General features: G+C 54.4%; 21 protein-coding genes. 15 read left to right on the top strand and 6 right to left on the bottom strand.

Annotated features, from left to right (window positions below):
- Nucleotides 1-35: 35 nt before the first annotated feature.
- Entirely contained in the window at nt 36-362 is a 327-nt protein-coding gene (locus ACHZBS_RS13635; RefSeq protein ID WP_319407062.1) for a hypothetical protein, read from the bottom strand.
- Nucleotides 363-524: 162 nt separating this feature from the next.
- Nucleotides 525-1,292 carry a hypothetical protein gene (locus ACHZBS_RS13640; RefSeq protein ID WP_319407063.1) on the bottom strand — a complete coding sequence of 256 codons (768 nt, stop codon included), beginning with the start codon at nt 1,290-1,292 and terminating at the stop codon, nt 525-527.
- Nucleotides 1,293-1,540: 248 nt separating this feature from the next.
- On the opposite strand from ACHZBS_RS13640, the gene ACHZBS_RS13645 reads away from it, so the two are divergent.
- Both ACHZBS_RS13645 and ACHZBS_RS13650 read left to right on the top strand, forming a co-directional pair.
- Nucleotides 1,541-2,218, top strand: a complete 678-nt coding sequence (locus ACHZBS_RS13645; protein ID WP_319407064.1) for a zinc ribbon domain-containing protein — start codon at nt 1,541-1,543, stop codon at nt 2,216-2,218.
- A 139-nt stretch (nt 2,219-2,357) separates the two neighbouring features.
- A complete protein-coding gene (locus ACHZBS_RS13650) occupies nt 2,358-2,918 on the top strand; it encodes a hypothetical protein (protein WP_319407065.1) in 561 nt (186 codons plus the stop codon).
- A gap of 14 nt (nt 2,919-2,932) precedes the next feature.
- Here ACHZBS_RS13650 and ACHZBS_RS13655 read toward each other — a convergent pair whose 3' ends face one another.
- A complete protein-coding gene (locus tag ACHZBS_RS13655; protein WP_319407066.1) occupies nt 2,933-3,472 on the bottom strand; it encodes a type I restriction enzyme HsdR N-terminal domain-containing protein in 540 nt (179 codons plus the stop codon).
- Nucleotides 3,473-3,536: 64 nt separating this feature from the next.
- A complete protein-coding gene (locus ACHZBS_RS13660; protein WP_319407067.1) occupies nt 3,537-4,397 on the bottom strand; it encodes an EamA family transporter in 861 nt (286 codons plus the stop codon).
- On the opposite strand from ACHZBS_RS13660, the gene ACHZBS_RS13665 reads away from it, so the two are divergent.
- The 10 genes from ACHZBS_RS13665 to ahcY all read left to right on the top strand — a co-directional run bounded on the left by ACHZBS_RS13665 (nt 4,359) and on the right by ahcY (nt 18,553).
- Nucleotides 4,359-4,748 carry a hypothetical protein gene (locus tag ACHZBS_RS13665; RefSeq protein WP_319407068.1) on the top strand — a complete coding sequence of 130 codons (390 nt, stop codon included), beginning with the start codon at nt 4,359-4,361 and terminating at the stop codon, nt 4,746-4,748. The genes ACHZBS_RS13660 and ACHZBS_RS13665 overlap by 39 nt on opposite strands.
- Nucleotides 4,749-5,242: 494 nt before the next feature.
- On the top strand, nt 5,243-6,808 hold the full coding sequence (locus ACHZBS_RS13670; RefSeq protein WP_319407069.1) for a sodium:proton antiporter: 1,566 nt from the start codon (nt 5,243-5,245) through the stop codon (nt 6,806-6,808).
- A 16-nt stretch (nt 6,809-6,824) separates the two neighbouring features.
- The gene (locus ACHZBS_RS13675; protein ID WP_319407070.1) at nt 6,825-7,712 is read left to right on the top strand and encodes a universal stress protein; all 888 of its coding nucleotides are present in this window, start codon (nt 6,825-6,827) and stop codon (nt 7,710-7,712) included.
- A gap of 34 nt (nt 7,713-7,746) precedes the next feature.
- Nucleotides 7,747-12,531: a PAS domain S-box protein gene (locus ACHZBS_RS13680; RefSeq protein WP_319407071.1), complete on the top strand. Its 4,785-nt coding sequence runs from the start codon at nt 7,747-7,749 to the stop codon at nt 12,529-12,531.
- Nucleotides 12,532-12,689: 158 nt separating this feature from the next.
- Complete coding sequence (locus ACHZBS_RS13685) at nt 12,690-13,082, top strand: response regulator (protein WP_319407072.1); 393 nt, start codon at nt 12,690-12,692, stop codon at nt 13,080-13,082.
- Between the two features lie 55 nt (nt 13,083-13,137).
- Complete coding sequence (locus tag ACHZBS_RS13690; RefSeq protein WP_319407073.1) at nt 13,138-14,016, top strand: universal stress protein; 879 nt, start codon at nt 13,138-13,140, stop codon at nt 14,014-14,016.
- A 58-nt stretch (nt 14,017-14,074) separates the two neighbouring features.
- Entirely contained in the window at nt 14,075-14,707 is a 633-nt protein-coding gene (locus ACHZBS_RS13695; protein ID WP_319407074.1) for a cytidylate kinase-like family protein, read from the top strand.
- 267 nt (nt 14,708-14,974) lie between these two features.
- On the top strand, nt 14,975-15,814 hold the full coding sequence (panC, locus tag ACHZBS_RS13700; protein WP_319409086.1) for a pantoate--beta-alanine ligase: 840 nt from the start codon (nt 14,975-14,977) through the stop codon (nt 15,812-15,814).
- Between the two features lie 40 nt (nt 15,815-15,854).
- The gene (gene metK / locus ACHZBS_RS13705) at nt 15,855-17,021 is read left to right on the top strand and encodes a methionine adenosyltransferase (protein ID WP_319407075.1); all 1,167 of its coding nucleotides are present in this window, start codon (nt 15,855-15,857) and stop codon (nt 17,019-17,021) included.
- 77 nt (nt 17,022-17,098) lie between these two features.
- Nucleotides 17,099-18,553, top strand: coding sequence for an adenosylhomocysteinase (gene ahcY, locus ACHZBS_RS13710; protein WP_319407076.1), 1,455 nt, complete (start codon nt 17,099-17,101; stop codon nt 18,551-18,553).
- A gap of 69 nt (nt 18,554-18,622) precedes the next feature.
- On the opposite strand, the gene ACHZBS_RS13715 is transcribed toward ahcY, so the two are convergent.
- Together ACHZBS_RS13715 and ACHZBS_RS13720 are read right to left on the bottom strand one after the other, a co-directional pair.
- The gene (locus ACHZBS_RS13715; protein WP_319407077.1) at nt 18,623-18,994 is read right to left on the bottom strand and encodes a hypothetical protein; all 372 of its coding nucleotides are present in this window, start codon (nt 18,992-18,994) and stop codon (nt 18,623-18,625) included.
- 52 nt (nt 18,995-19,046) lie between these two features.
- Nucleotides 19,047-19,868 carry a hypothetical protein gene (locus ACHZBS_RS13720; RefSeq protein ID WP_319407078.1) on the bottom strand — a complete coding sequence of 274 codons (822 nt, stop codon included), beginning with the start codon at nt 19,866-19,868 and terminating at the stop codon, nt 19,047-19,049.
- Between the two features lie 196 nt (nt 19,869-20,064).
- Here ACHZBS_RS13720 and ACHZBS_RS13725 point away from each other — a divergent pair, with 196 nt between their 5' ends.
- The 3 genes from ACHZBS_RS13725 to ACHZBS_RS13735 are packed head-to-tail and all read left to right on the top strand — an operon-like array spanning nt 20,065 to nt 22,605.
- On the top strand, nt 20,065-20,841 hold the full coding sequence (locus ACHZBS_RS13725) for an ABC transporter permease (RefSeq protein WP_319407079.1): 777 nt from the start codon (nt 20,065-20,067) through the stop codon (nt 20,839-20,841).
- The gene (locus tag ACHZBS_RS13730; protein ID WP_319407080.1) at nt 20,842-21,525 is read left to right on the top strand and encodes an ATP-binding cassette domain-containing protein; all 684 of its coding nucleotides are present in this window, start codon (nt 20,842-20,844) and stop codon (nt 21,523-21,525) included.
- Nucleotides 21,526-21,564: 39 nt separating this feature from the next.
- Complete coding sequence (locus ACHZBS_RS13735) at nt 21,565-22,605, top strand: MlaD family protein (RefSeq protein ID WP_319407081.1); 1,041 nt, start codon at nt 21,565-21,567, stop codon at nt 22,603-22,605.
- Nucleotides 22,606-22,710 lie beyond the last annotated feature (105 nt).

Here is a 22,710-nt window from a genome sequence, read left to right on the forward strand (position 1 = left end):
CAGCATCGGTGTCCGCTGAGTTTGTGCGGCTGTTATCAGGAAAACAGGTCAACCGCCTTCTGCATCGCCTGATTGGAAATGGAGGCCTGGGTCTGCGACAGCTTCTCGGAAGCTTGCCGGGCCACCTGGACGGCTTCTTCCTCGGAAAGATCCGTTTTTTCCGAATCCTGGCCGGATGCCTGAGCGCTGGTCAGTTCGGCGACGGCTTTTTTAGACGCATCGGACAGGCTGATCCGATAATCCGGGCTTTCTTCGGTCTGGGACGCCTGCCGGCCCGGCGCTTCTTCTTTCTCCCGCTTGACTTCGCTGACTTTTTGCGCGGCTCCCAGTCCCTGGACCTGATTGTTGGTGTTGATTTCCATGATGCCTCTCCTTTTTGCTCATGCCCGATGATATTTCATGCGTTTATTTTTCGGGCGGTTCTTTTTGGTTGACGAACGTCTGCCAGCACAGCCGGAAGGTTCGTAAAAGACCCGTCATGTGTATCGGCACCTGGAAGAGATAACTTTAGCTTTTTTTCTTAATTATTTTTCCCGGAGCAGGCGTCCAATGGTTTTCGGCTGGACCGGAATGGGTATGCTTTTCCCCCCGGGTGTTGCGGCTGCCAGCGCAGCGTCCAATGCTTCCCGGTATAAAAAGGCATCCATCAGCGCATAACCGTCCGCTGGATGCATCGGAACATCCGCTTTTTCAAACCGGCTGACCCATTCCTTCAGCCGATGATCCATTTCGGCGATCAGGGGCCTCAATTGGTTCACGCAGGCGTGCCGGTCCAACACCGCCAACGCATAAAAGGTGGCCGCTGGTGTCTCCTCTATGAAAACATCAGCAACCCGCCCATGGGAAATCGCTTCCTGGAGTGCATGGTTTCCGCATTTCGCAGCAAGTTTGTGCGTTTTCCGATCCAGCGATGCGGGAAACGTCCCCATGGCTTCAATCTGCATCTTTGTGCGACCGGAAATACTAAAAGCCAAGGGCTTTTCGAGTTCGGTCAGCGATCGCTGCTCTGCTGTATTCCGATCCGACGCCATCCCAAGGCCGGTGAGAAACCGATTCGGCGGGTAGGTTATTAAGGCATTTTCCACCCATCCCAGCCGATCACCGGTTTTCACGGAGATCGGTATTCGCTTTTTCATACCGATGCCCTTTGATGGCACCGCCGGTATGGCTTCAGGCGACGTCTGTGTGGGCGGTTTTCGGTCGGGAGTGATGACTGCCTGCCGGGTGCATCCCTGGCCCCCGACCATCAAAAGCAGAAGGATTATTACCATCTGAACGAAACGGTTTCGCACATTTTTTCCAATGCTGTTATAAACATAATCGGAAGTTTTACCGGCACTCCCCTTAATATCTATATCTCCAGTTGATTCGACATGCAATTTAAAACCCAATGGGATCGTGGTCAGCATGGCTTAACAGATGACATTCGTTTCAGTTGACAATACCCAACCAGGCCTTAATTTAGTCGCTAATGTTTGGTGCAAGGCATTTAATGAATCCTCAGATTGAATCGGCCAACCCACATCATGGAGGCGTGCAGATGGCTTTTGAAACCAAAGAAGAAGTTTTTGAAAAAATTTTGGGTATGGAAAAGCCTGCCTGCCCTCACTGCAATGCGAAGATGAGCATCTGGGAGGTGCCGTCCATCAACGTCGGCGACGGTCTGGGCTGGGGAACACCTTACCTGTTCATGTGCTTTAACGACGAGTGTCCCCTTTACACCCAGGGATGGGATAACATGATGGAAAACTACGCTCATCACGCCTCTTACCGCTGCATGAACTATCCCGGGACCGACCAGTTCGAACTGATGCCCGTTTTCAGCCCGGTTGGGGCAACCGGTCAGGTAATCGATGATCAGGCGCGTGCCGAGGAAGAGGTCCTGAAACAAAACATCAAAAAAGGATTTTCGATTCTGGCTGACTGCTATGTGAACCATGACGGTGTAACGATCCTGAGGCTGCTCATGGATTCGGCTGAGCCGGTGCGGGTTCGCCTGAAGGCGGCGGAAATGATCGGCGATATCGGCGAACTGGAGGCTATCGAACCCGTCCGCAATCTCAAATTCGGCAACCAGCGCCTTCAGGAACAGGTAGATGCCGCCGTGAAAAAAATACATGAACGGTTTTACAGTCGCGAATGCCCTTTCTGCGCAGAAATAATCAAAAAGCGCGCCAAGGTCTGCAAACATTGTGGCAAAGAGGTGGCCGGCCTGTAACGTTTAATCCGATGCGCCGTTTCCAATGCCTTTGCCTTTCTGGTAAACGGCGCAGTCTTGCCTTTCCCAGTTTTCCCCGCTACACTCATCCCATTCGGTCATTTGAAAGTCTCAAACGTCTTCCCTACTGCGAGGCACGGTGGAAAACGAACATCATCTGACACCAATGCTGTCCGCCATTGAGCGGATTAAAGCGGATTTGATAGATTACCACCCCAAGGCGCTGCTGTTGTTCGGTTCGCTGGCCCGATGCCTGGCCGGTAATCCGGGAGACCATCTTCCCAACGACGTGGACCTGCTGGTGGTCACGAACAACACTCCTTTTCTGGTCATGAAAACGGACTACGGGTGCGCGGTGGAGCTTCACAGCTTTCCGGTGAACCGGATCGTAGGTATTGCCAGGAGCCTGCGTTATGACAGTCGTCCGGTTGCCCTTTCCAAGCTTTACAGCCGGGTGCTGGTTAAGGAGCATGCCATTGATGTGATCGCCGCCGCCATGATGCTGGGCTCCGCTTACGGGGATTTCGGCATCGAGCAGATTGAGATCAACGGTATCACCGACACCCGTGATTATTCAATAAAAAGGGTGTTGATGGGTGAAGCATGGTGGCAGCGTCTTTGCCACTATGCGTCCGAGCGACGCGGACCACTGATGCGGTTTACCGACAAGATCGTGCGCAATTATGATTTTGAGGGATGAACCGAGAACTTATCTCAATTGCCCCGTCTTCTTACATTCACGTTCATGGAATCATAAGACCGAAATACCAGCTTTTCTCTATCCAGCCGGTCGGGCGCTACCGGGGGTAATGGATCCGCCTCGGCAAGGTTGACGGCCTCGTTTCTGGTCGGGATAGCTGCAAGCCCGTTGCCTATTTTCTTTCCGGTTGCCACATCCAGTACTATGGCGCCGGATCCGTCGGACACCACCGCCAGGGGAAGCGGAGAGGCGCCATAAAGCCGTGCCGCCGATACGATTTCCCTCTCTCTCGACCCCAGTGAACCGGCCGCACATTTTACGGCGATTAACGGTCTGCTCCCGATTTGAACCACCAGATCCACCACCGACCGATATACCTCATCATTGATCTTTACATCAATCGGGGCATCCACCATCACCTCTTCACGACGGAAACCGTTGATTTCTATCAGGTATCGTTCCACCCGCTGACGGTTGGCTTCGGCCCCTATATTGGGCACCGGTTTTCCGGAAATAAAATCGACGATGACATCCGGATTGGGTTCTTCTTTCATAATTCGCTCCCAAAGGCTTTGAATCGTTAAATGGGTTGGTGCATGCCACAATTACTTGCCGATATCAAACGGCCACCCTCCGGACCATGGCCACGAGGGTGGTCATTAAAATTACAGCGCCTCCGACAAGGGTGTGGAGGGACGGTATTTCATGAAGCAGAAAATAGGCAAAGACAATCCCATATACGGGTTCGAGGCAGGTGATCACGGAGGCCAGCTGGGCGCGGACAAAAGTAAGCCCGCGAATGAACAAGGCGTGGGACAGGGCCGTGCAGACAACTCCCAAAAAGGCCAGCATTCCCCATTGACCGGCATCGATGTGTACATTGACCCCTGCCATCATCGGCAGCAGCAGCAGGGTCACCCCGGCATTCTGGTAGAAGGCGATGACCACCGGCGGGTATTGCCTTACCCATTTCCGGTTTAACAGGGAAAGAACAGCAAATGTAAACCCAGAGATCATTCCCCAAAAAACACCGGAAAAAAGATGTCCACCAAAAGATGACGGATAGACCATGATGCACAGCCCCAAAACGACCAGCAGTGCTGTGACCATATCCATCGGGCGACGTTTTTCCTTAAACCACCAAGGTTCGATGCATGTAATGAACACCGGGAAGGTGGAAAAGGCCAGCAAGCCCACAGCCACGCTGGAAACCTGGATGGCATGAAAAAAAGTGATCCAATGAACGGCCAAGATCAGCCCCAGCAGGCCAAACAACCCCATGGTCTTAGCATCTTTGGGCGGGCTGTTTCTTTTGGTGAGCCAGAGAATTACCCCTAAAACGATCGTGGCGAAACCAGTCCGGCCCAGTACAATGCACCATGCGGGCAGCGCCAGAAATTTCCCGAACAATCCCGCAAGACCAAAAAGCAATACGGCCACATGGATATCAACCAGCCCGGAAGTTTGAATCTTGTTCAATTTCAGCCTTTTCTGGAAAGCAAGGGTAGCTTTGTTCTGTACACTGAACCGCGCGAGTTGATCAACGCTTTAATGGTTTTTTCAAATTGTCCCCGCCGTCGTGGGATCCCCGCATGGGATGAACAAAATAACCGCTCCCTTGATGAAAAAAACATGCAAAGCAGCCTCAAAGCGACGATTTTCAACAGTCTGACCACTATCTATTTTCTTTTCCTCAGCCGCCCGGGTCATCGACCGTATCTATCAAGATGGCATTGGGTGCATTCGATGCCATACGACCCCCTTGTTTACAACTTTCGCCAGCGGCTCGAACGGCCCTTCGTGCCGCGACGGTCCGGCCAAACCAGTTGACAATAAAATGAAAACCGTAGTATGCAAGACTTACATTCCATTTCATATCTAATGGTTAGACGATATCCTGAAAGCGTGGCAAACCTGATTTTCCATTGGATTTAGACGCTGAGCGGAGCGATAGGGATAGAAAAAATTACAAGACAGACATCGGAATGAACATTAGGGAAAGCCTTTTCCACCTGAGGATGGCACTCCCTGAAGATAACTGGCAGATCTGAGCAGTGGTTTTACTAGTGCCCATCCATAAATGGTTATTTTTCCAGATCTTTGCGTTGCGCGAAAAATTTTATCCTCGGAATATCATCTATATGCCTCCGGTAAAATTGTTCGCTCGCCTTGATCTCGACCAAAATCCCTCATTTCTGGACGGACACTAACTGACTGACCATGCCGGGGGATACCCTATCGGTTCAGTCGGCGATCTCCTTTTTCATCGACATGGGTCAATCGTTGAATTGGCCCTGTTTCTCAACAGGGAGGCCAGACAGCCCATGAGCATAGCCCGCAGACCTTTGATGATCATGCGTGCCCTGTGGTCCGTCGCCTTTTTGCTTGCTCTGGCCGTCTATGCGCCGATGTTATCAGCGTCCGAACCGCAGGACACACTTGCCGAACATCACGAAGGCAATACTTCAACGGCGGGAACCTCGCCGACTGAACGAAACACGCAAGAGGGACTCAGCGCGACAGACCCGGGGCTTCATCAGAGTCATGAAGACCTGGGCCCTGTCCTGCCGCTGTGGAGCTGCATACCCTTCGCCTGCATGCTGCTTTCCATCGCCTTGTTTCCGCTTCTGGCACCGGAGTTCTGGCACCACCATTTCGGGAAGGTGTCAGCCTTCTGGGCAGCGGCCATGGCCGCTCCGTTCCTTTTCGTCTACAAAGGCACCGCTTTTTATGAAATTGTTCATATTATCCTGGCGGACTATGTGCCCTTCATTATTCTGCTGTGGTCCCTGTATACCGTTTCCGGCGGCATTCTTTTAAAGGGGTCGCTTCGGGGAACGCCGGTGGTCAACGTGATCATTCTGACATTGGGCACCCTGTTGGCTTCCTGGATGGGTACCACCGGAGCCGCCATGCTCCTGATCCGGCCCTTTTTGCGGGCCAACAACTACCGTAAAAACCGCACCTTCATGGTGGTTTTTTTCATCTTTCTGGTGGCCAACATCGGCGGGTCATTGACACCGCTGGGAGATCCGCCGCTATTTCTGGGTTTTTTGCATGGGGTCTCCTTTTTCTGGACGTTCAAAATTATACCCCAGATGGCAACCGTTTCCGGATTGCTGCTGGTGATCTATTTTTTTCTGGATTTATACTACTTCCGAAAGGAAACCGGTCGCGTCCCGGCGGACGAAGCCGAAAAGACGCCGCTGAAGCTGGTTGGGATCCACAATTTCATCTTCCTGGCCGGCATCATCGGCGCCGTGCTGATGAGCGGCATGGTCGACTGGGGCCACGTTAATGTGCTGGGCGTCCACCGGGGGATCCAGGACTGGGCTAGGGACAGCTTCCTGATTGTCATGGGCCTTCTCTCCATGGCTACTACCGCCCTGGAAATCCGGGAAGACAACGACTTTACCTGGTTTCCCATCATCGAGGTGGCCTACCTGTTCGTGGGCATCTTTATTACCATGATCCCCTGCCTGCTGATTTTAAAGGCCGGCGCGCATGGCCAACTGGCCTTTCTGATCAATGCCGTGAATGAGCCGGTACACTACTTCTGGGTCACCGGGGCCCTGTCCGGTTTTCTGGACAATGCTCCTACTTATCTGACCTTTTTCAACACGGCGCTGGGCAGTCACTACCCGGGAATGGCCGAGGCCCAGGCGGTCCCGCTGCTGATGACGGACAAGGCCCTGTACCTGAAGGCCATCTCCGCCGGGGCCGTTTTTTTCGGCGCCTGCAGCTATATCGGCAACGCCCCCAACTTCATGGTCCGTTCCATATCCGAGGAAGCCGGTACGCCCATGCCCAGTTTTTTCGGGTATATTCTGAAATATACGGTGGTATTTTTACTGCCGTCATTTGCGGTGGTGAGCCTTATATTCTTTTAGGAACGGGAGACCGACAATGACTTTCAAAACCATGCTTTTTCATACGCGTTTCCGGGAATTGGCCTTTAACTCGTTAAAGAGCCTCCTCGAATTGAAGGCGGCCGGACTCAAAAAAGTGGTTCTGGCTAATGTGATTCTGCGGGAAGATGTGGCATTTGTCCCCTATGGCGGCACGTTAAAAGAAGACGAGAAACGCATGCGCGAGGAAGCCCGCATAAAATTCGATGACTGGATACAGACCATCGGCGACCCGCAACTGGAATTTCACCAGCGGGTCGAAGTGGGGGCGACCAATGCCGCAATCCTGGAAATGGCAAAAGAGGAAGACGCCGACCTGATTGTCGTAGGCCGCAAGAAACGTACCACGCTGGAAAAGGTGTACGTCGGAACCCACATCCTTGACATTCTGCGCCGGAGCACCATTCCGGTGCTCATGAGCAAATACATGGTACAATATGAATGGCAGGGAGAGTCACTGATGCGAACCAACGAACAGATCTGGAAGCGGCCGCTGCTGGCGTCGGACTGGTCGGAACCCTCCCGGCGTGCCCTCGACGCAACGCTGGCATTGAAAGGACTGGTGGAAAAACTCATCGTCACCCATGTACTGGGTGCCCGGCGAATCAAGAATCTAGAGCCGCCGGCGGTCAAACGCCTCGAAGACGAAAGTGTAAAACGGCTCCAGTCCTATTGCCGGGAGGTTGATGATGCCGGCATACCGAGCGAATATCATCTGACAATGGGTCGTACGGTGGAAGAAATCATCAAGATGTCCAGAGATTTCGGCGCCACCATGATCGTTATGGGGCGAACCGGAAAAGATTGGTTCCAAGAGTACTGGCTGGGGGGCGTATCCCACCAGATCGCCGAACTGAGTGAACTGCCGGTGCTGCTGATTCCATAACCTAAAAAATAAAAGTGGTAAGACAACAGGTTCCATGATCCGTCAAATCGAAAATGCCAAAATTGCCATTGTCGGGGGAGGCAGGTTTTGCGATAAACTGCTCAGACACCTGTTAGGCGACCATTTCAAGGATAGGCATCCGGAAGTTCTGGGCGTCGCCGATCTCGACGACAAGGCAGTGGGTATCACTTACGCCCGCTCGCTGGGGATTTATACCTGCGGGGACTACCGCGAGATTTGTAGTCTGGAAGGGTTGGAAACCATCATCGAGGTCACCTGGGACCTTGACCTGGCCCGTACCATCTCGCGCATAAAGCCGGCCGAGGTGGAACTGATCGACCATCAGGATTCGCGGTTTCTCTGGGACTTGCTGCAGTTGGAGACCATTCGCAGAGAAGCCCTGGATTCACTGACCACCGAGACACTCACCCTTGAAACGGTCCAAGACCGGATTCATCAATGCTTTCGTAAAACCGCTGACATCCTGATGCAGCGCAACCGCCGGTTCAAGCAGATCGAAACCGAACTTTACGAAAATGAAAAATCACTTTCCCAGATCATCCAGGGTAGTACCATCCCTACCTTCGTCATCAATCGTGACCACGTGGTCACCCACTGGAACCATGCGCTGGAAGTCCTCACCGGCCACGGTGCTGACAGGATGGTGGGCACCCGGAATCACTGGAAGCCCTTCCGCAGGCAAGAACGGCCGATTATGGCCGACGTGATTCTCGATCAGTTGGAAACGGGTGAGATCGACCATTACTACGGATCCAAATGGCAACCCTCCACGCTGGTGGAAGGCGGCTTCGAGGCGGAAGAATACTTCGACCACCTGGGTGACGGCGGCTGCTGGCTCTTTTTTACCGCCGCTCCGATCAAGGCATCAGACGGCACGATCATCGGCGCGATCGAAACCCTCTGGGACAATACCGAAAACCGGCGGGCCGAGGTCGAACGCCGCAAATACACCCGCCGCATCGAAGAGAGCGAGCGAACCCTTTCCCAGATCATTCAAGGCAGCACCATCCCCACATTCGTGCTGAACCGCGACCATGTGATTACCCATTGGAATCAGGCCCTCGAAAAACTGACCGGTTATCCAGCCGCCAGGATGGTCGGTACCCGGCACCAGTGGGAGCCATTCTGGGAAAGTGAACGGCCCTGTATGGCCGATGTGCTCATGGAACAGCAAAGTGAAGCGGAACTTAGCATGCTTTACGGAGAGCATTGGCGAAAATCCACCCTCATTGAAGACGGATATGAGGCCGAGGTCTTTTTCCCCAGGCTGGGCAAACGGGGACGATGGTGCTGGTTTACCGCCACGCCCTTGAAAACATCCGATGGCACCGTCGTCGGAGCCATGGAGACATTTTGGGATACCACGGAAAACAAACGGGCGGAAACGGAAAGCCGCCGGTACGTCAAGGAACTGGAGGAAACCGAGCAGGCCCTGTCCCAGATCATTCAGGGTAGCACTGCGCCCACCTTCGTGATCAACCGGAACCACATTGTGACCCATTGGAATCAGGCCCTGGAAGAGCTCACCGGTTTTGCCGCCAACGAAATCGTGGGGACCAACCATCACTGGAAGCCGTTTCGTAAAAAAGCCCGTCCCATCATGGCTGACGTGATTCTCGATCAGCTGGAGTCCGGTGAAATCAGCCAATACTACGGGGCCAAATGGCGACCCTCTGCATTGGTAGAAGATGCCTATGAAGCCGAAGAGTTTTTCGAGCATTTGGGGGAAAAAGGGCGGTGGCTCCTATTTACCGCTGCTCCCATAAAAGCTTCGGACGGCACCCTGATGGGGGCCATCGAAACCTTGTGGGACACCACGGAGAAAAAGCGGATCGAAGGCGAACACCGCCGGGATATCATCCGCATTGAAGAGAGTGAGAACCGGCTTACCCAGATCATCCAGGGCAGCACCATCCCCACATTTATCTTGAATGGGGACCATGTCATCACAAACTGGAACCATGCTCTGGAACGGTTAAGCGGCTTCTCATCCATGAAGATGGTGGGCACCCGCCACCAGTGGGTTCCCTTCTGGGACAAAGAACGGCCCACCATGGCCGACGTCATTCTGGATCAACGCAGCGAACAGGAAATTTGGGACTTATACGGCGGCAAGTGGAAAAAATCGGAGTTGATCGAAGGGGCTTACGAAGCGGAGGTCTTTTTTCACAAGCTGGGCAAAGGGGGCAAGTGGCTTTTTTTTACCGCCGCTCCCATCCGGGCCACGGACGGCAGTGTCATCGGTGCCATTGAAACCTTCTGGGACACCACGGAGAAAAAAGAGGCCGAGACCCAGCGCGCACGATACACCCGTGAGGTGGAAGAGAGCCGCCGGTCGCTGTCCCAGATCATTCAGGGCAGCACCATCCCCACCTTCGTTCTCAACCAGGAACATGTGATTACCCATTGGAACCGGGCTTTGGAACAGCTGACCGGTTATCCGGCGTCTCAGATGGTTGGCACCAACAATCAATGGGTGCCCTTCTGGGACAGCGAGCGTTCGACCATGGCCGATGTCATCCTGGACCAGAAGAGCGATCAGGACGTTTGGGACCTATACGGCGGCAAATGGAAAAAATCAGAATTGATCGACGGTGCATACGAAGCCGAGGTCTTCTTTCCCAAGTTGGGTAATGACGGCAAGTGGTGCTGGTTCACCGCCGCTCCGATCAAGGCTGCCGACGGCAGCGTTATCGGCGCTATTGAAACCCTGTGGGACAATACGCCCAAAAAACGTGCCGATGCCGACCGTAGGCAATACACCCGCAAGCTGGAGGAGAACCAGCGTGCCCTGTCTCAGATCATTCAGGGCAGCACCATCCCCACCTTCGTTTTAAACCGGGATCACACCATTACCCATTGGAACCAGGCCATGGAAAAGCTTACCGGCCACCCTTCATCGGAGATGGTGGGAACCAACCGCCAGTGGGCTCCCTTCTGGAGCCGCGAGCGCCCGGCCATGGCCGACCTCATTTTGGACCAGAAGAGCGACCAGGAGATCTGGGACCTTTACGGCGCTAAGTGGAAAAAATCCGCCCTGATCGACGGCGGATACGAGGCCGAGGTCTTTTTCCCCCGGTTGGGCGTCAGCGGCAGGTGGTGCTGGTTCACCGCCGCCCCGATCAAGGCTGCCGACGGTACCGTGGTGGGAGCCATCGAAACCCTCTGGGACACCACTGCGGCCAAACAGGCCGAAGAGGAACAGCGGCGGCGCAACCGGGAACTGAGCACCTTGTGCTCCATATACACAGCCCTCAACGCGCCGCTGACCCTGCAGAAGCGCATCGAAGGTGCGGTGTTGGAGATCCGCGATTTCATGAAGGCGGAGAGCGTTTGTTTATACATGGCAGAAGACGGGGGGCGGTTCGACCTTCGTTATTTCAATACGTGCTATGCGGATCCGGGATACGGTCAGGCCGGCCCCGACTCGCAAGCGGAGATTATCCGCAAGGTGTTTCGCACCGACAAACCGATCATTTACAACGAGGGGGATCACCGGGGGCGGTTTTTAAATGACGAAGAGACCGCGGGTCCGACCTTCGCCTACGTTCCCATCAGCGCCAAAGAGACCAAGGGCCTCGGTGTCATGCGCATCGAAAGGGAGACCGAGCGGTTTTCATCCGAAGAATTGAACCTGTTGGATCTGATCGGCAACCGCATCGGCGCCACTATTGAAAATGCCCTGTTGCATGAAGAACTTATGCGCAAGTCCAACTTCCAGGCCAAGTTGATCAAAAGCGCCAATGACGGCATCATTGCCACAGATGATCAATGGAAAACCGTCATTTTCAACCCGGCCGCCGAGCGGATTTTTGGCTATTCGGCTGCCGATGTCGTCTCCACCAAAGATGCCAGGGCTTTTCTGCCCCAATGGGTTCAGGAGACCCTCACCCGAACGGGTTTGGGGGAGGATGCCAACGAAACCTCGCCTTGGGTGGAAAACGATATCCGTGCCAGCACCGGCGAACCCATTCCAGTTCGATTTTCCGGCACCGTCCTGCGGGAAAAGAAAAAAATGATGGGAACCGTGGCCTTCTTCCAGGATCTGCGTGAAATCAAGCGGCTGGAACGGGATCTGGTCAACAGCGAACGGCTGGCTGCCGTGGGCCAGACCGTTGCCGGAATGGCCCATTGCATCAAAAACATCCTCCACGGGTTCAAAGGCGGCAGCTATCTGATGGACGTGGGGCTGGAGCGGGACAACACCGAAAAATTGAGAAGCGGCTGGGAGATGATCCAGCGCAACATCACCCGCACCTCAGACCTGGTGATGGACCTGCTCTCTTATTCCAAGGAACGGGAGCCTGAGTATGAAACCTGCAATCCCAACGATATTGCCGGAGATGTTTGTGAACTGCTCGATGGGGTGGCCAGGGATCACGAGGTGACAATGGTCAAACAACTGTCCGACCGGATGACACCGGTGATCATGGATCCGCGCACCGTACACCGCTGTTTGATGAATCTGGTGACAAATGCCATCGATGCATGTATCTTTGATCCAGATGTCGAAAAGGACCATCAGGTGACGGTCACCACCGAAAAGGAGGAGACCGGGACCATTCGCTTTGACGTGAGCGACAACGGCTGCGGCATGTCAGAAGAAGTCAGATCAAAGCTCTTCTCCTCCTTTTTCAGCACCAAAGGGGTGAAGGGGACCGGACTCGGCTTGCTGGTGACGGCCAAGCTGGTGGAAGAACACAAGGGAACCATCGACGTTGCATCCACCGAGGGGGAGGGAACCACCTTCAGCATACGATTTCCGGCCCAGGTGCCGGATGCCGTCAGCCTGAACTGAAAATGGCTTTATGATAATTAATTTGGATTGCGTTATCGGCCGTCGATATATTGCCATGCGGCTTCCTCTCTCTGGGATTGTCAAAATAGTTATCTTAACGTCTATCGATGCGCATTTTAATTTCAGCTATCGGCGTTAACCTTTAAGGAGGTCTCGAGATGAGTAAAAAAGTATTGATCGTGGACGACGATCCGGATGTAAGGTTGTTCAATACCACTGTTGTGGAAGAGAGCGGCTATACGCCCATCGAAGCAGCCAACGGAGAAGAGGGGCTGGAGATTATCAAAAAGGATCGGCCGGACCTGGTGGTTCTGGATGTGCTGATGCCCAAACAAAGCGGCATCCGCCTCTATCGTGAATTGAAGACGGACAAGTCGCTGGTCGGTATTCCCGTGATCATCCTTTCCGGGGTGGCCAAACGTACCTTTCTGCGCTCCCAGAAGGCGCTCACGGAATTCGGGGACAAACCGGTGCCCGAACCGGAAAACTATCTGGAAAAGCCCGTTGAACCCGATGAGCTTGCCCGGGAGATTAAAAAATTTTTGGGATAGCGGTCCGGAAGTTGGGATACGGTATGGTCGGCAAGGCTGGCAAGGATGAGATAAAATGGAGATAAAAAAGCTGTTATTTGTCACCCGTTTTGACAACCTCCGGTTCGATGCGTTGCAGTCCCTGATGGACCTGAAGAAAGCCGCCCTCAGCCATGTGGTGTTCCTGAATGTCATCGAGCGTGACAAGGTAGCCATGCGACGGGGCAAGGGTTACGAAAAAGGAGCTGAAATCCGGCTTCGGGAAAAGGCCAACATCCGGTTTATCGACTGGGCGGAAACGCTTTTCGAACAGGGCATGGAAGTGGGGGTTTATATCGTCGTCGGCAGTTTTGCCGGCCAGGTGATCCAGGCGGCCGAGAAGGAATCGGTGGACCTGATCGTCCTGAGTCCTGAGCGAAAGGGGCGCCTTGAGCAGCTCTATTCCGGGTCTGACATCACCGAAATTATTCACCGTTCCGCAACCCCCGTGCTGGTTTATAAATATCTTGCCCAGAAGGGACCGTTGGCGGAAAATCCCTTTGAAAAGCCGTTGTTGGCCACTAATTGGTCTGCGGCCAGCCACCGGGCCATCGACTATCTGAAATCCCTCAAAGCGGTGATCCGCGAAGTAGATGTGGTCCATGTAGCCAGCGAAAAAGACCTGAAGGAAACAACTGCCATGGGCATCCAGAAAACCCGCAAGGAAAACCGCAAAAAACTGGATGCCCTGTGCGATGATCTGGAAGATTACGGTATCACGGCAAAACCCCATGTCTATATCGGCGATCCGGTTTCGGAAATCGACAAAGGTGCCAGGGAGTGCCAGTCTTCCATGATTATTGCCGGTTCCCCGCATAAAAGCCTGTGGAAGGACCGATGGGGAACAAGCATCAGCAAAGGACTTGCGGAGCAGTCCATTTTTCCGGTCCTGCTAATTCCTCCTAAAGAGGGGTAGCGGCCGGCAAGCACCGTGGAAATCGATCCTAACCCGCAACGAGAGTGAGGAGGCACCAATGGCGGTCATCACCATTTCGAGGCAGTTCGGCGCAGGCGGCATTACTCTCGGCAAAATGATTGCCGATTCTTTGGGCTACACCTTTGCCGACCGCGACATTCTTGAGCGTGTGGCCAAGGAGGCCAATGTCTCCACCCACTGGGTTGAATCCTTTGAAAAAGAGGCCGGCAGCAAGTTGTCCCGCATGATTTCCCGCATGGTTTCAAAGCGCTGGATGGATCGGGTGCTGTCAGATGAACGTGGCTATCTGGATGAGCAGATCTATCTGGATTACCTGGTGCTCATTATTGCCCAGTTCGCCGATGAAGGAAATGTGGTGATCCTGGGCCGGGGAAGCCAATATATTCTCAACGACCACCCCGATGCTTTCCACATTCTGCTGGTGAATGAATTTGAAAGCCGGGTCCAATTTATTATGAAACGCTATGAAATGGCACGCAATAAAGCCGAACGGCTGGTGGGCAACGAAGATCGTCGACGGTTGAGCCTCTATAAACGGCTGGGCAAGAGTGATTATGAAAATCCGCACTTATACCATCTGGTGCTGAACATGGGGCGACTGGATCTTGAGACGGCCCGGGACATGGTCTGTACCCTGATGGAACACAAGGTGCCATTGAACCCCGCATGATGGATTTTGACGGCTGACGTGAAGGCGCCACCGCACGGTGTAACTATCTGTCGGCGTTCAGGATCATATTCATCACCGAGCAAAGTCGGCATCCGGCTTTGTTCTTGTTTTATAAGACGATGTCATTATTGACATTTCCAGACTATTGCTCTATTGCTGACCTGCTCCATGGCACATATCCGCTTTTTCTCGGAATGCCGGGCGCGAAAAAGAAGCCGACTTTAACGACAGCGGTTGGTTAACCGGAAAAAGGAGTGAGCCATCCATATTTTTCGCACTATCAGCCAGATGCGGCGCTTTTCATCCGATCTGCGCCGATCGGGAAAGACCATCGCCTTTGTACCAACCATGGGGTTCCTGCACCCGGGCCACCTGTCCCTCATGGAAAAAGGCAAATCCCTGGCAGATCATGTGGTGGTGAGCATTTTTATTAACCCCACCCAGTTCGGCCCCAACGAGGACCTGGCCACCTATCCCAAAGACGAAACGCGGGATCTGGATATGACCCGAAAAGCTGGGGTTGACGCGGTTTTCCTTCCCGATGCGCATCAGATATATCCAGAAGGATTTCAGACGTTTGTATCCTTGAAATTTCTTCCTGGACACCTCTGCGGCCTCTCCCGCCCAGGCCACTTCGACGGCGTAGCCACGGTAGTCACCAAATTGCTGGGCATTGTCCGACCCCACATGGCCATCTTTGGTGAAAAGGACTTTCAGCAGCTGGCGATCATCCGGCAGATGGTCAACGACCTGGAGATGGGCGTCGACATCGTCGGTGCACCTATCGTCAGGGAAGCTGACGGCCTGGCTATGAGTTCCAGAAATATGCACCTTACGCGCAGCCAACGGCAATCCGCCGCCTGCCTCTACCAGGCCCTGGTGGCATCCCGACAGTTGGTGGAGGATGGAGAGACCATCGCCGCCGCCATCACCCGGTCCGCTGCTGCAAGAATCACCACGGTTCCAGATACAACGATCGATTACATTGCCATCTGTGATCCTCAGACTTTGGACGATGTGCCGGTTGTCAACGGCCCGGTGCTTATGGCCATGGCGGTGAAGGTGGGGAAAACGCGGCTTATCGACAACATGATGCTTACCCCGTGATCCATAGCGGGTTCCTCATTTTGAAAAAAGGAGACTTTGCATGACCAACAAATTTCTATTCACCTCCGAATCGGTTACCGAAGGCCATCCGGACAAAGTGGCTGATGCCATTTCTGACTCCATATTGGATGCCATCATGGCCCAGGACAAAGGATGCCGCGTGGCCTGCGAAACCCTGGTCACCACCGGCCTGGCTTTCATTGCCGGCGAAATTACCACCGAGTGCTACGTGGATATGCCCCAGATCGTCCGGGACACCATCAAGGATATCGGGTACCATTCCTCCCAGATGGGGTTTGACTGGCGCACCTGCTCGGTGATCACCAGCATTGACCACCAGAGCCCGGACATCGCCCAAGGTGTTAACCGGGGTCAAGGGATGCACCTGGACCAGGGGGCCGGCGATCAGGGACTGATGTTCGGCTTCGCCTCGGACGAGACGCCGGAACTGATGCCCATGCCGATCATGTATGCCCACAAGCTGACCCGGCGCCTGACCCAGGTGCGGAAAAACGGGGCTCTTGATTTTCTGCGACCGGACGGCAAATCCCAGGTCACTATCGAGTATCACGACGGCCAACCCAAGCGGGTGGATACCATCGTGGTTTCCAGCCAGCACAAACCGGACGTTACCCATGAAGACCTGCGCGAGGCCATTATCGAAGAGGTGATCAAAAAGGTCATCCCGGCCGGGATGATCGACGGTGACACGCGCTATTTCATCAACCCTACCGGGCGGTTTGTGGTGGGCGGCCCCATGGGCGACTGCGGGCTCACGGGCCGCAAGATTATTGTTGACACTTACGGCGGCCAAGGCAGCCATGGCGGCGGCTGCTTTTCCGGCAAGGACCCGTCCAAGGTGGACCGCAGCGCCTCTTATATGGGACGTCACGTGGCCAAAAATGTCGTGGCCGCCGGCCTGGCTAAAAAATGCGAAGTCCAGATTGCCTACGCCATCGGCGTGGCCGAACCGGTATCGGTGATGATCGACCTCATGCACACGGGAAAGGTGCCCAAGGAAAGGGTGGAGGAGATCGTCAAAGCGGTTTTCGACCTGCGACCCGCGGCCATCATCGAGTACCTGGACCTGCTGCGGCCCATCTATCGAAAAACCGCTGCCTACGGCCACTTCGGCAGGACCGAACCGGAATTTTCCTGGGAGCAGACCAACAAAGCCGACATTATCCGTGAAAAGGCCGGGTTGTAATCGGCGTCAGGACGATTATTATAGTATTATAAAAACAAAGGGGGCCAATGGCCCCCATCATTTATGGAGGAACACGCATGACACTTGCCCAAAACGTGGTGGCAATTGATAGCCTACCCATCTACGACCCGTCACTGCCCTATAAAATTGCCGACCTGGCCCAGGCCGACTTCGGTGACAAGGAGATGCAGCTGGCGGAAAACGAAATGCCCGGACTCATGGCCGTCCGGGAAAAATACGGCCCGCAGCAGCCGCTCAAGGGCCTGAAGGTCACCGGCAGCCTGCACATGACCATTCAGACCGCTATGCTCATCGATACCCTGAAGACTCTCGGCGCCGACATCCGCTGGGCGTCCTGCAATATCTTTTCCACCCAGGATCATGCGGCTGCGGCCATCGCCCGCAAGGGGTCGGCCGCCGTTTTCGCTTGGAAAGGGGAAAACCTGGAGGAGTACTGGTGGTGCACGGAGCAGGCGCTGGTTTGGCCGAACGGCAGTGGGCCGGACCTGATCGTGGACGACGGCGGAGACGCCACCCTGTTTGTTCACCAGGGGGTGGCGGTGGAAAAGAACCCGTCCCTGCTGGAAAAAAAATACGATTCCGATGATATGCGGTTGTTGATGGCCCGTCTGAAAACCAGCGCCGAGAAGGATCCCGGATTCTGGACCCGGATCGCCGCATCGGTCAAGGGGGTTTCCGAAGAGACCACCACCGGTGTCCATCGCCTGTACCAGCTGGCCCAGAAGGGAGAGCTTCTGTTTCCTGCCTTCAACGTCAATGATTCGGTCACCAAATCCAAATTCGACAACTTATACGGTTGCCGCGAATCCCTGGCCGACGGTATCAAGCGGGCCACGGACATCATGATGGCCGGTAAGGTGGTGGTGGTCTGCGGATACGGAGACGTGGGCAAGGGCTGCGCCCATTCCATGCGCGGATACGGGGCCCGCGTGCTGGTGACGGAGGTCGATCCCATCTGCGCCCTGCAGGCGGCCATGGAAGGCTTCGAAGTGATCACCATTGAGGACGCCGCGCCCCTGGGCGACATCTTCGTGACCGCCACCGGCTGCTACCAGGTGATCACCGGGGCCCATATGGAGCAGATGAAAAATGAGGCCATCGTCTGCAATATCGGCCACTTCGACAACGAGATCGAAATGGGTTATCTGGAAAAGAGCGCCGATTGTAAAAAAACATCCATCAAGCCCCAGGTGGACAAGTGGACCCTCAAGTCCGGCCGGTCCATCATCATCCTGGCCGAAGGGCGGCTGGTGAACCTGGGATGCGCAACCGGCCACCCCAGCTTCGTCATGAGCAACAGTTTCACCAACCAGTGTCTCGCCCAGATCGAGCTGGCCTCGGGGGGATACGATAAAAAGGTATACACACTGCCGAAGAAGCTGGACGAAGAGGTAGCCCGGCTCCACCTGGCCCGGTTGGGGGTCAAACTGACCACGCTTACCCCGGTTCAGGCCGATTATCTGGGAGTCTCCGTAGAGGGTCCCTTCAAACCGGATCATTATCGCTACTGAAAATCAATGGGGCAGGGGAAGAAAACCCCTGCCCCGTCAGTCATGCCCATTCGATTCTCAAGCCTTCGGTTAATACTGAACGGTCGATCGCATCCCTTCCAGCAGATTAAACCCACGATCCACGGCTTTGGCTTCATCCGGTGTGGCCACGATCCCTCTGGCTTTTTCCAGCGTCTCAAATCCACCATCGAGATTCCCCCGATGTCCCTGAACCAAGGCAAGACCCACATAGGCCGGGGCATAGTCATCATCCAGACTTTTTGCCCGAATGAATTCAGCATCGGCTGCATCGATCTTGCCGCGTGTTAACAGGCTGTTCCCATTTTTCACGTGCTGTTCCGGTGTATCCAACGCCGGCCGGAGGAAAATGGTGTCCGGCCCGCAGGCCACGAGAAGAACCCAAAAAAGAACCAACCATGCAAGATTGTTGCGTCGAGCCATGATATCTCCTCATTTGCCAATCAACGGCATTTGATAGATAGGGTATCCCTGATCACGGATTGGCCACCGGATCCATCACAATGCTCACCCGGCAGGCTTTCAGGAAATTCAGGTGGACCACCGAGCTTCGCAAACGTGCCCCATCGGCGTTTGAGACGACAAGGTCTGTTGCTCCCGTGGATCGTGTTCTGATGGCCTTGACAACCAGGGGCTGGTCTCCCACTCGTTTGTCACGGCGGGCCGCAGCCAATGTTGTGGCAAAGCCGCTCATGCCTCGGGATACGGCAAATTCGCGGCTTACAAAGGCCGGCCCATACACCACTTCTCCCGATTCATCGACGACGACCGGTACCAGGGAAGGCTTGGCACCAATGCCGGTGGCATCAAGGATCAGCCCCGTGTTTGGACTTCCGTTGGTCCCAATTACCGGTATAGACGGTTTGTCCGCATTCGGTTCAGCGGCAGTCATGGTAACCACCGAGTCTACCTGTCGAATTTCTTCGGGCAGCACGAACTGGCTGAATCCGCCGGTCAGATTCATGGTCAATTCAATTTCTACGGTGCCGTCGGATAAATATTCCTGGTGGGAGAGGGATGCATTTCGGGCAAGCGTGCTCAATCCATCACGAAAGTCGGTGCTTTGTGTCATTCGGTCCGCCACCTGTGAAACGGAATCGATGGGAATGGCGCTTGCGGTTTCCATCAGGTTGGCTTGAGCCATCCGCCGGGCGGCATCGAGGATGTCCGATGGTGAATCCGGTGATTCGTCATCATCGATGGTGGCGGGGGCAGCGACACCGCGCGCCCGGACGGTTCCGGCGCTCCAGTCGATGCAGCCCGTATCCAGCACCTGAATCAGTGTGTCGTCGGCCACACTGGGCCCGGCTAAGGGTAACACGAGCAGCAAGGAGAGCAACAGAATATGAAGAAAAGTAAATTTTGCTTTCAATTCTTGATAGTTAACCCTATGCTATTGACCCACACGGATTATATATTGTAAGAATTCGGATAAGTCAACTAATGACACCTCTTCCGGGATTTCCATTCGGGGAAAGAGGAGTTGAGGCCAAATGGAAAATTTTGTCGGTGCCTTGGGCAGAAAAACTATTCGCTCCGTCAACCGACTGATGGACCTGTTCGCGCTGACCTACCGGCTGACGGCCATCGCTGTGCCGCTGCCCCGCACCGGTCGCGCCCTGATCAAACGGGTGGTCGTGGAACAGGTTTACTTTACGGCCGTTCAGGCCCTTCCCGTGATCATTCCCGTAGCCCTGATCACCGGCAGCATGCTGATCGTTCAGTTTTCCCAGTTGTCAGGTCAAGTGGATTTGGGGAAATTGGTGGTGTTGCTGGTGCTGCGGGAAATTGGCCCGCTGGCTACCGCCATCATCGTGATTCTGCGTTCCGCAACTGCAGTCACCATCGAAATGTCCTACATGCGTGTCCTCCATGAGATCGACGCATTGGAGATGGCGGGTATCGATCCCCTTCACACCGTCTGCCTGCCCCGCCTGGTGGGAATTACTACCGCCATCGTCAGTCTGATTCTGGTTTTCGATCTCATGGCGATCATCGGCGGCTATGCCATCGTCAAGGGCACCACCATGCTGCCTGTGGAAGGATTTTTCCAGCAGATTGCCAAAGGGGTTGTGGGGGCCGACATTGCCGTTGGAATATTAAAGGGCATCTTTTTCGGGATCACCATCACGGTGACCTGCCTTTACCACGGACTGGCCCGAAAAAGCCAGATTACCCAGGTGCCGGTGGCTACCTCCCGAGCTGCCGTGGATTGTTTTTTCTATTGTTTGGTAATTAATATTTTTATTTCGTTTCTTTTTTACGTGTAAATGGAATCGACAGCGACACCGATCATTGACATTGCCGACCTGGCGCTGGGCCCGCCAGGCATGCCCGGGCCGTGTGGCTCACTCCGGTTGGCCGTTGCCCCTGGTGACGTGATCGCCGTTATCGTCGACCCGCCTGTAGACGGTAGATACCTGCTGCGTATCCTGGCAACATTGGATCAGCCGGAACGGGGAGAATATCGTTTCAATGGGAAAAAAGTTGACCTGAAGGATTATCGACAGTGTCTTGCGATCAAACGACAGATTGGGTATGTGGCCCCGGACGCAGGCATGATCAGCAACCGGACCCTTCGGGAAAACCTTCTTTTAACGAGGTTTTACTCCGAAAACGATCTGACCATCGACATCGATGAAACGCTGGATTCCTTATGCAGAGGGGCGGGTTTATTTCCGATGCTCAACCGGCGGCCATCCGTATTGAGCGACAGTGAGTTGCTTAAGGCCATCACCATTCGGGAAATGGGCAAAGCGCCGCCGGTGATGCTGATTGACCGACCGGAAAATTTCATCAAAATTGATGAAAATGACGGGATTTATAGCCATCTTAAAAATATGGCAGGATCCGGAACTGCGGTGGTTTTTGTTTCCCACAACCGCAAAATGACCGGCCTTGCGAACCGGCAGCTGATACTGACTGACGGAGAGATCCGGACAATATCCGTCTAACGATCCGGTAATATCCAACGGCTGACAGGTGACGATCCGATGGAAACCAGCTATTCAAAGGCAGAAAAGAGCGTCGGTCTCTTTGTCGTCGGCATCACGGTATTATTGCTGACCACCGTGGTGATTCTTGGCCGGGGAAAGGACTGGTTTGCCGAGGAGGTGACCTTCTACACCAGCTTCAAAGAGAGCTATAATCTCCAGGTCAATGCGGCAGTGAAGCTTTTCAAAGCCGATATCGGCAAGGTGAAGCGGATTTCGCTGGGAGAAGACAATGTGAATGTCCAGTTGGGCATTCTATCCAAGTACGCATCGCGCATCCGGCAGGACTCGGTGGCCGTGGTGGACAGCCCCACGCTCATCGGCTCGGAATACATCTCCATCGTCCCCGGTGCCCCTGACGCCCCGAAAATCCCCGTTGGCGGAATGATTCCGTCCATTGAAAAGAAATCCATTTCGGATATTCTCAAGGAGTTCGAAGTGGAAAAGACGGCGATGCTGGCCGTGCGGACGATTCAGGAACTGGCTGACCTGATGGTCCTCATGAAAGACCCGCAGGGGCCTTTGCTGACCACGTTGGCCAACATCGAAAAAACCTCCACGCATCTGGAACAGATCACCGGCGGTATCCGGCAGGGACAGGGCTCGCTGGGGTCTGTCGTGGCTTCCCGGGAACTGGTCGATGGGGTTCTGTTAAACCTGGAAAAGGTAAACAATCTGCTGGATGATATACGGGCCACCTCCACTAGGGGGCCGGTCATTTTGGATCGGGTCAGTGACAATCTGGCTACGATTCAGACGGCCGGGGCCGGGGTGGTGGAAAATGTTCAGGCTCTGAAAGGCATCCTTGAAGAATCCCGGGGATCATTAAAAACCATCCGGCTCATATTGGAAAACCTGAAACAAGGCAGCCAAGACATCCCCCGGGTAACGGCAACTGCCAGGGAAGGCATCAGCGAAATTCGCAAAGGCGTGGAGAATATCGACCGGGTGGTGCAGAGTCTGCAGCGCAATATTATCATTCGCTCCAATATGCCCGACGAGCCCCTGTCGATGGACACCGACGCCGGAATCCGGCCTTGAGTCGCCGTTCCGAAATCCCTTTTAAATGGTCTATCAGGCTGTTGAAAAAATAGTGCGCTTGGCTATACGGCGTTGAAATCCGGCTCAAAATGCTCATTTATCACC

Source organism: uncultured Desulfosarcina sp. (assembly GCF_963664155.2).
Classification (GTDB): Bacteria; Desulfobacterota; Desulfobacteria; order Desulfobacterales; family Desulfosarcinaceae; genus Desulfosarcina.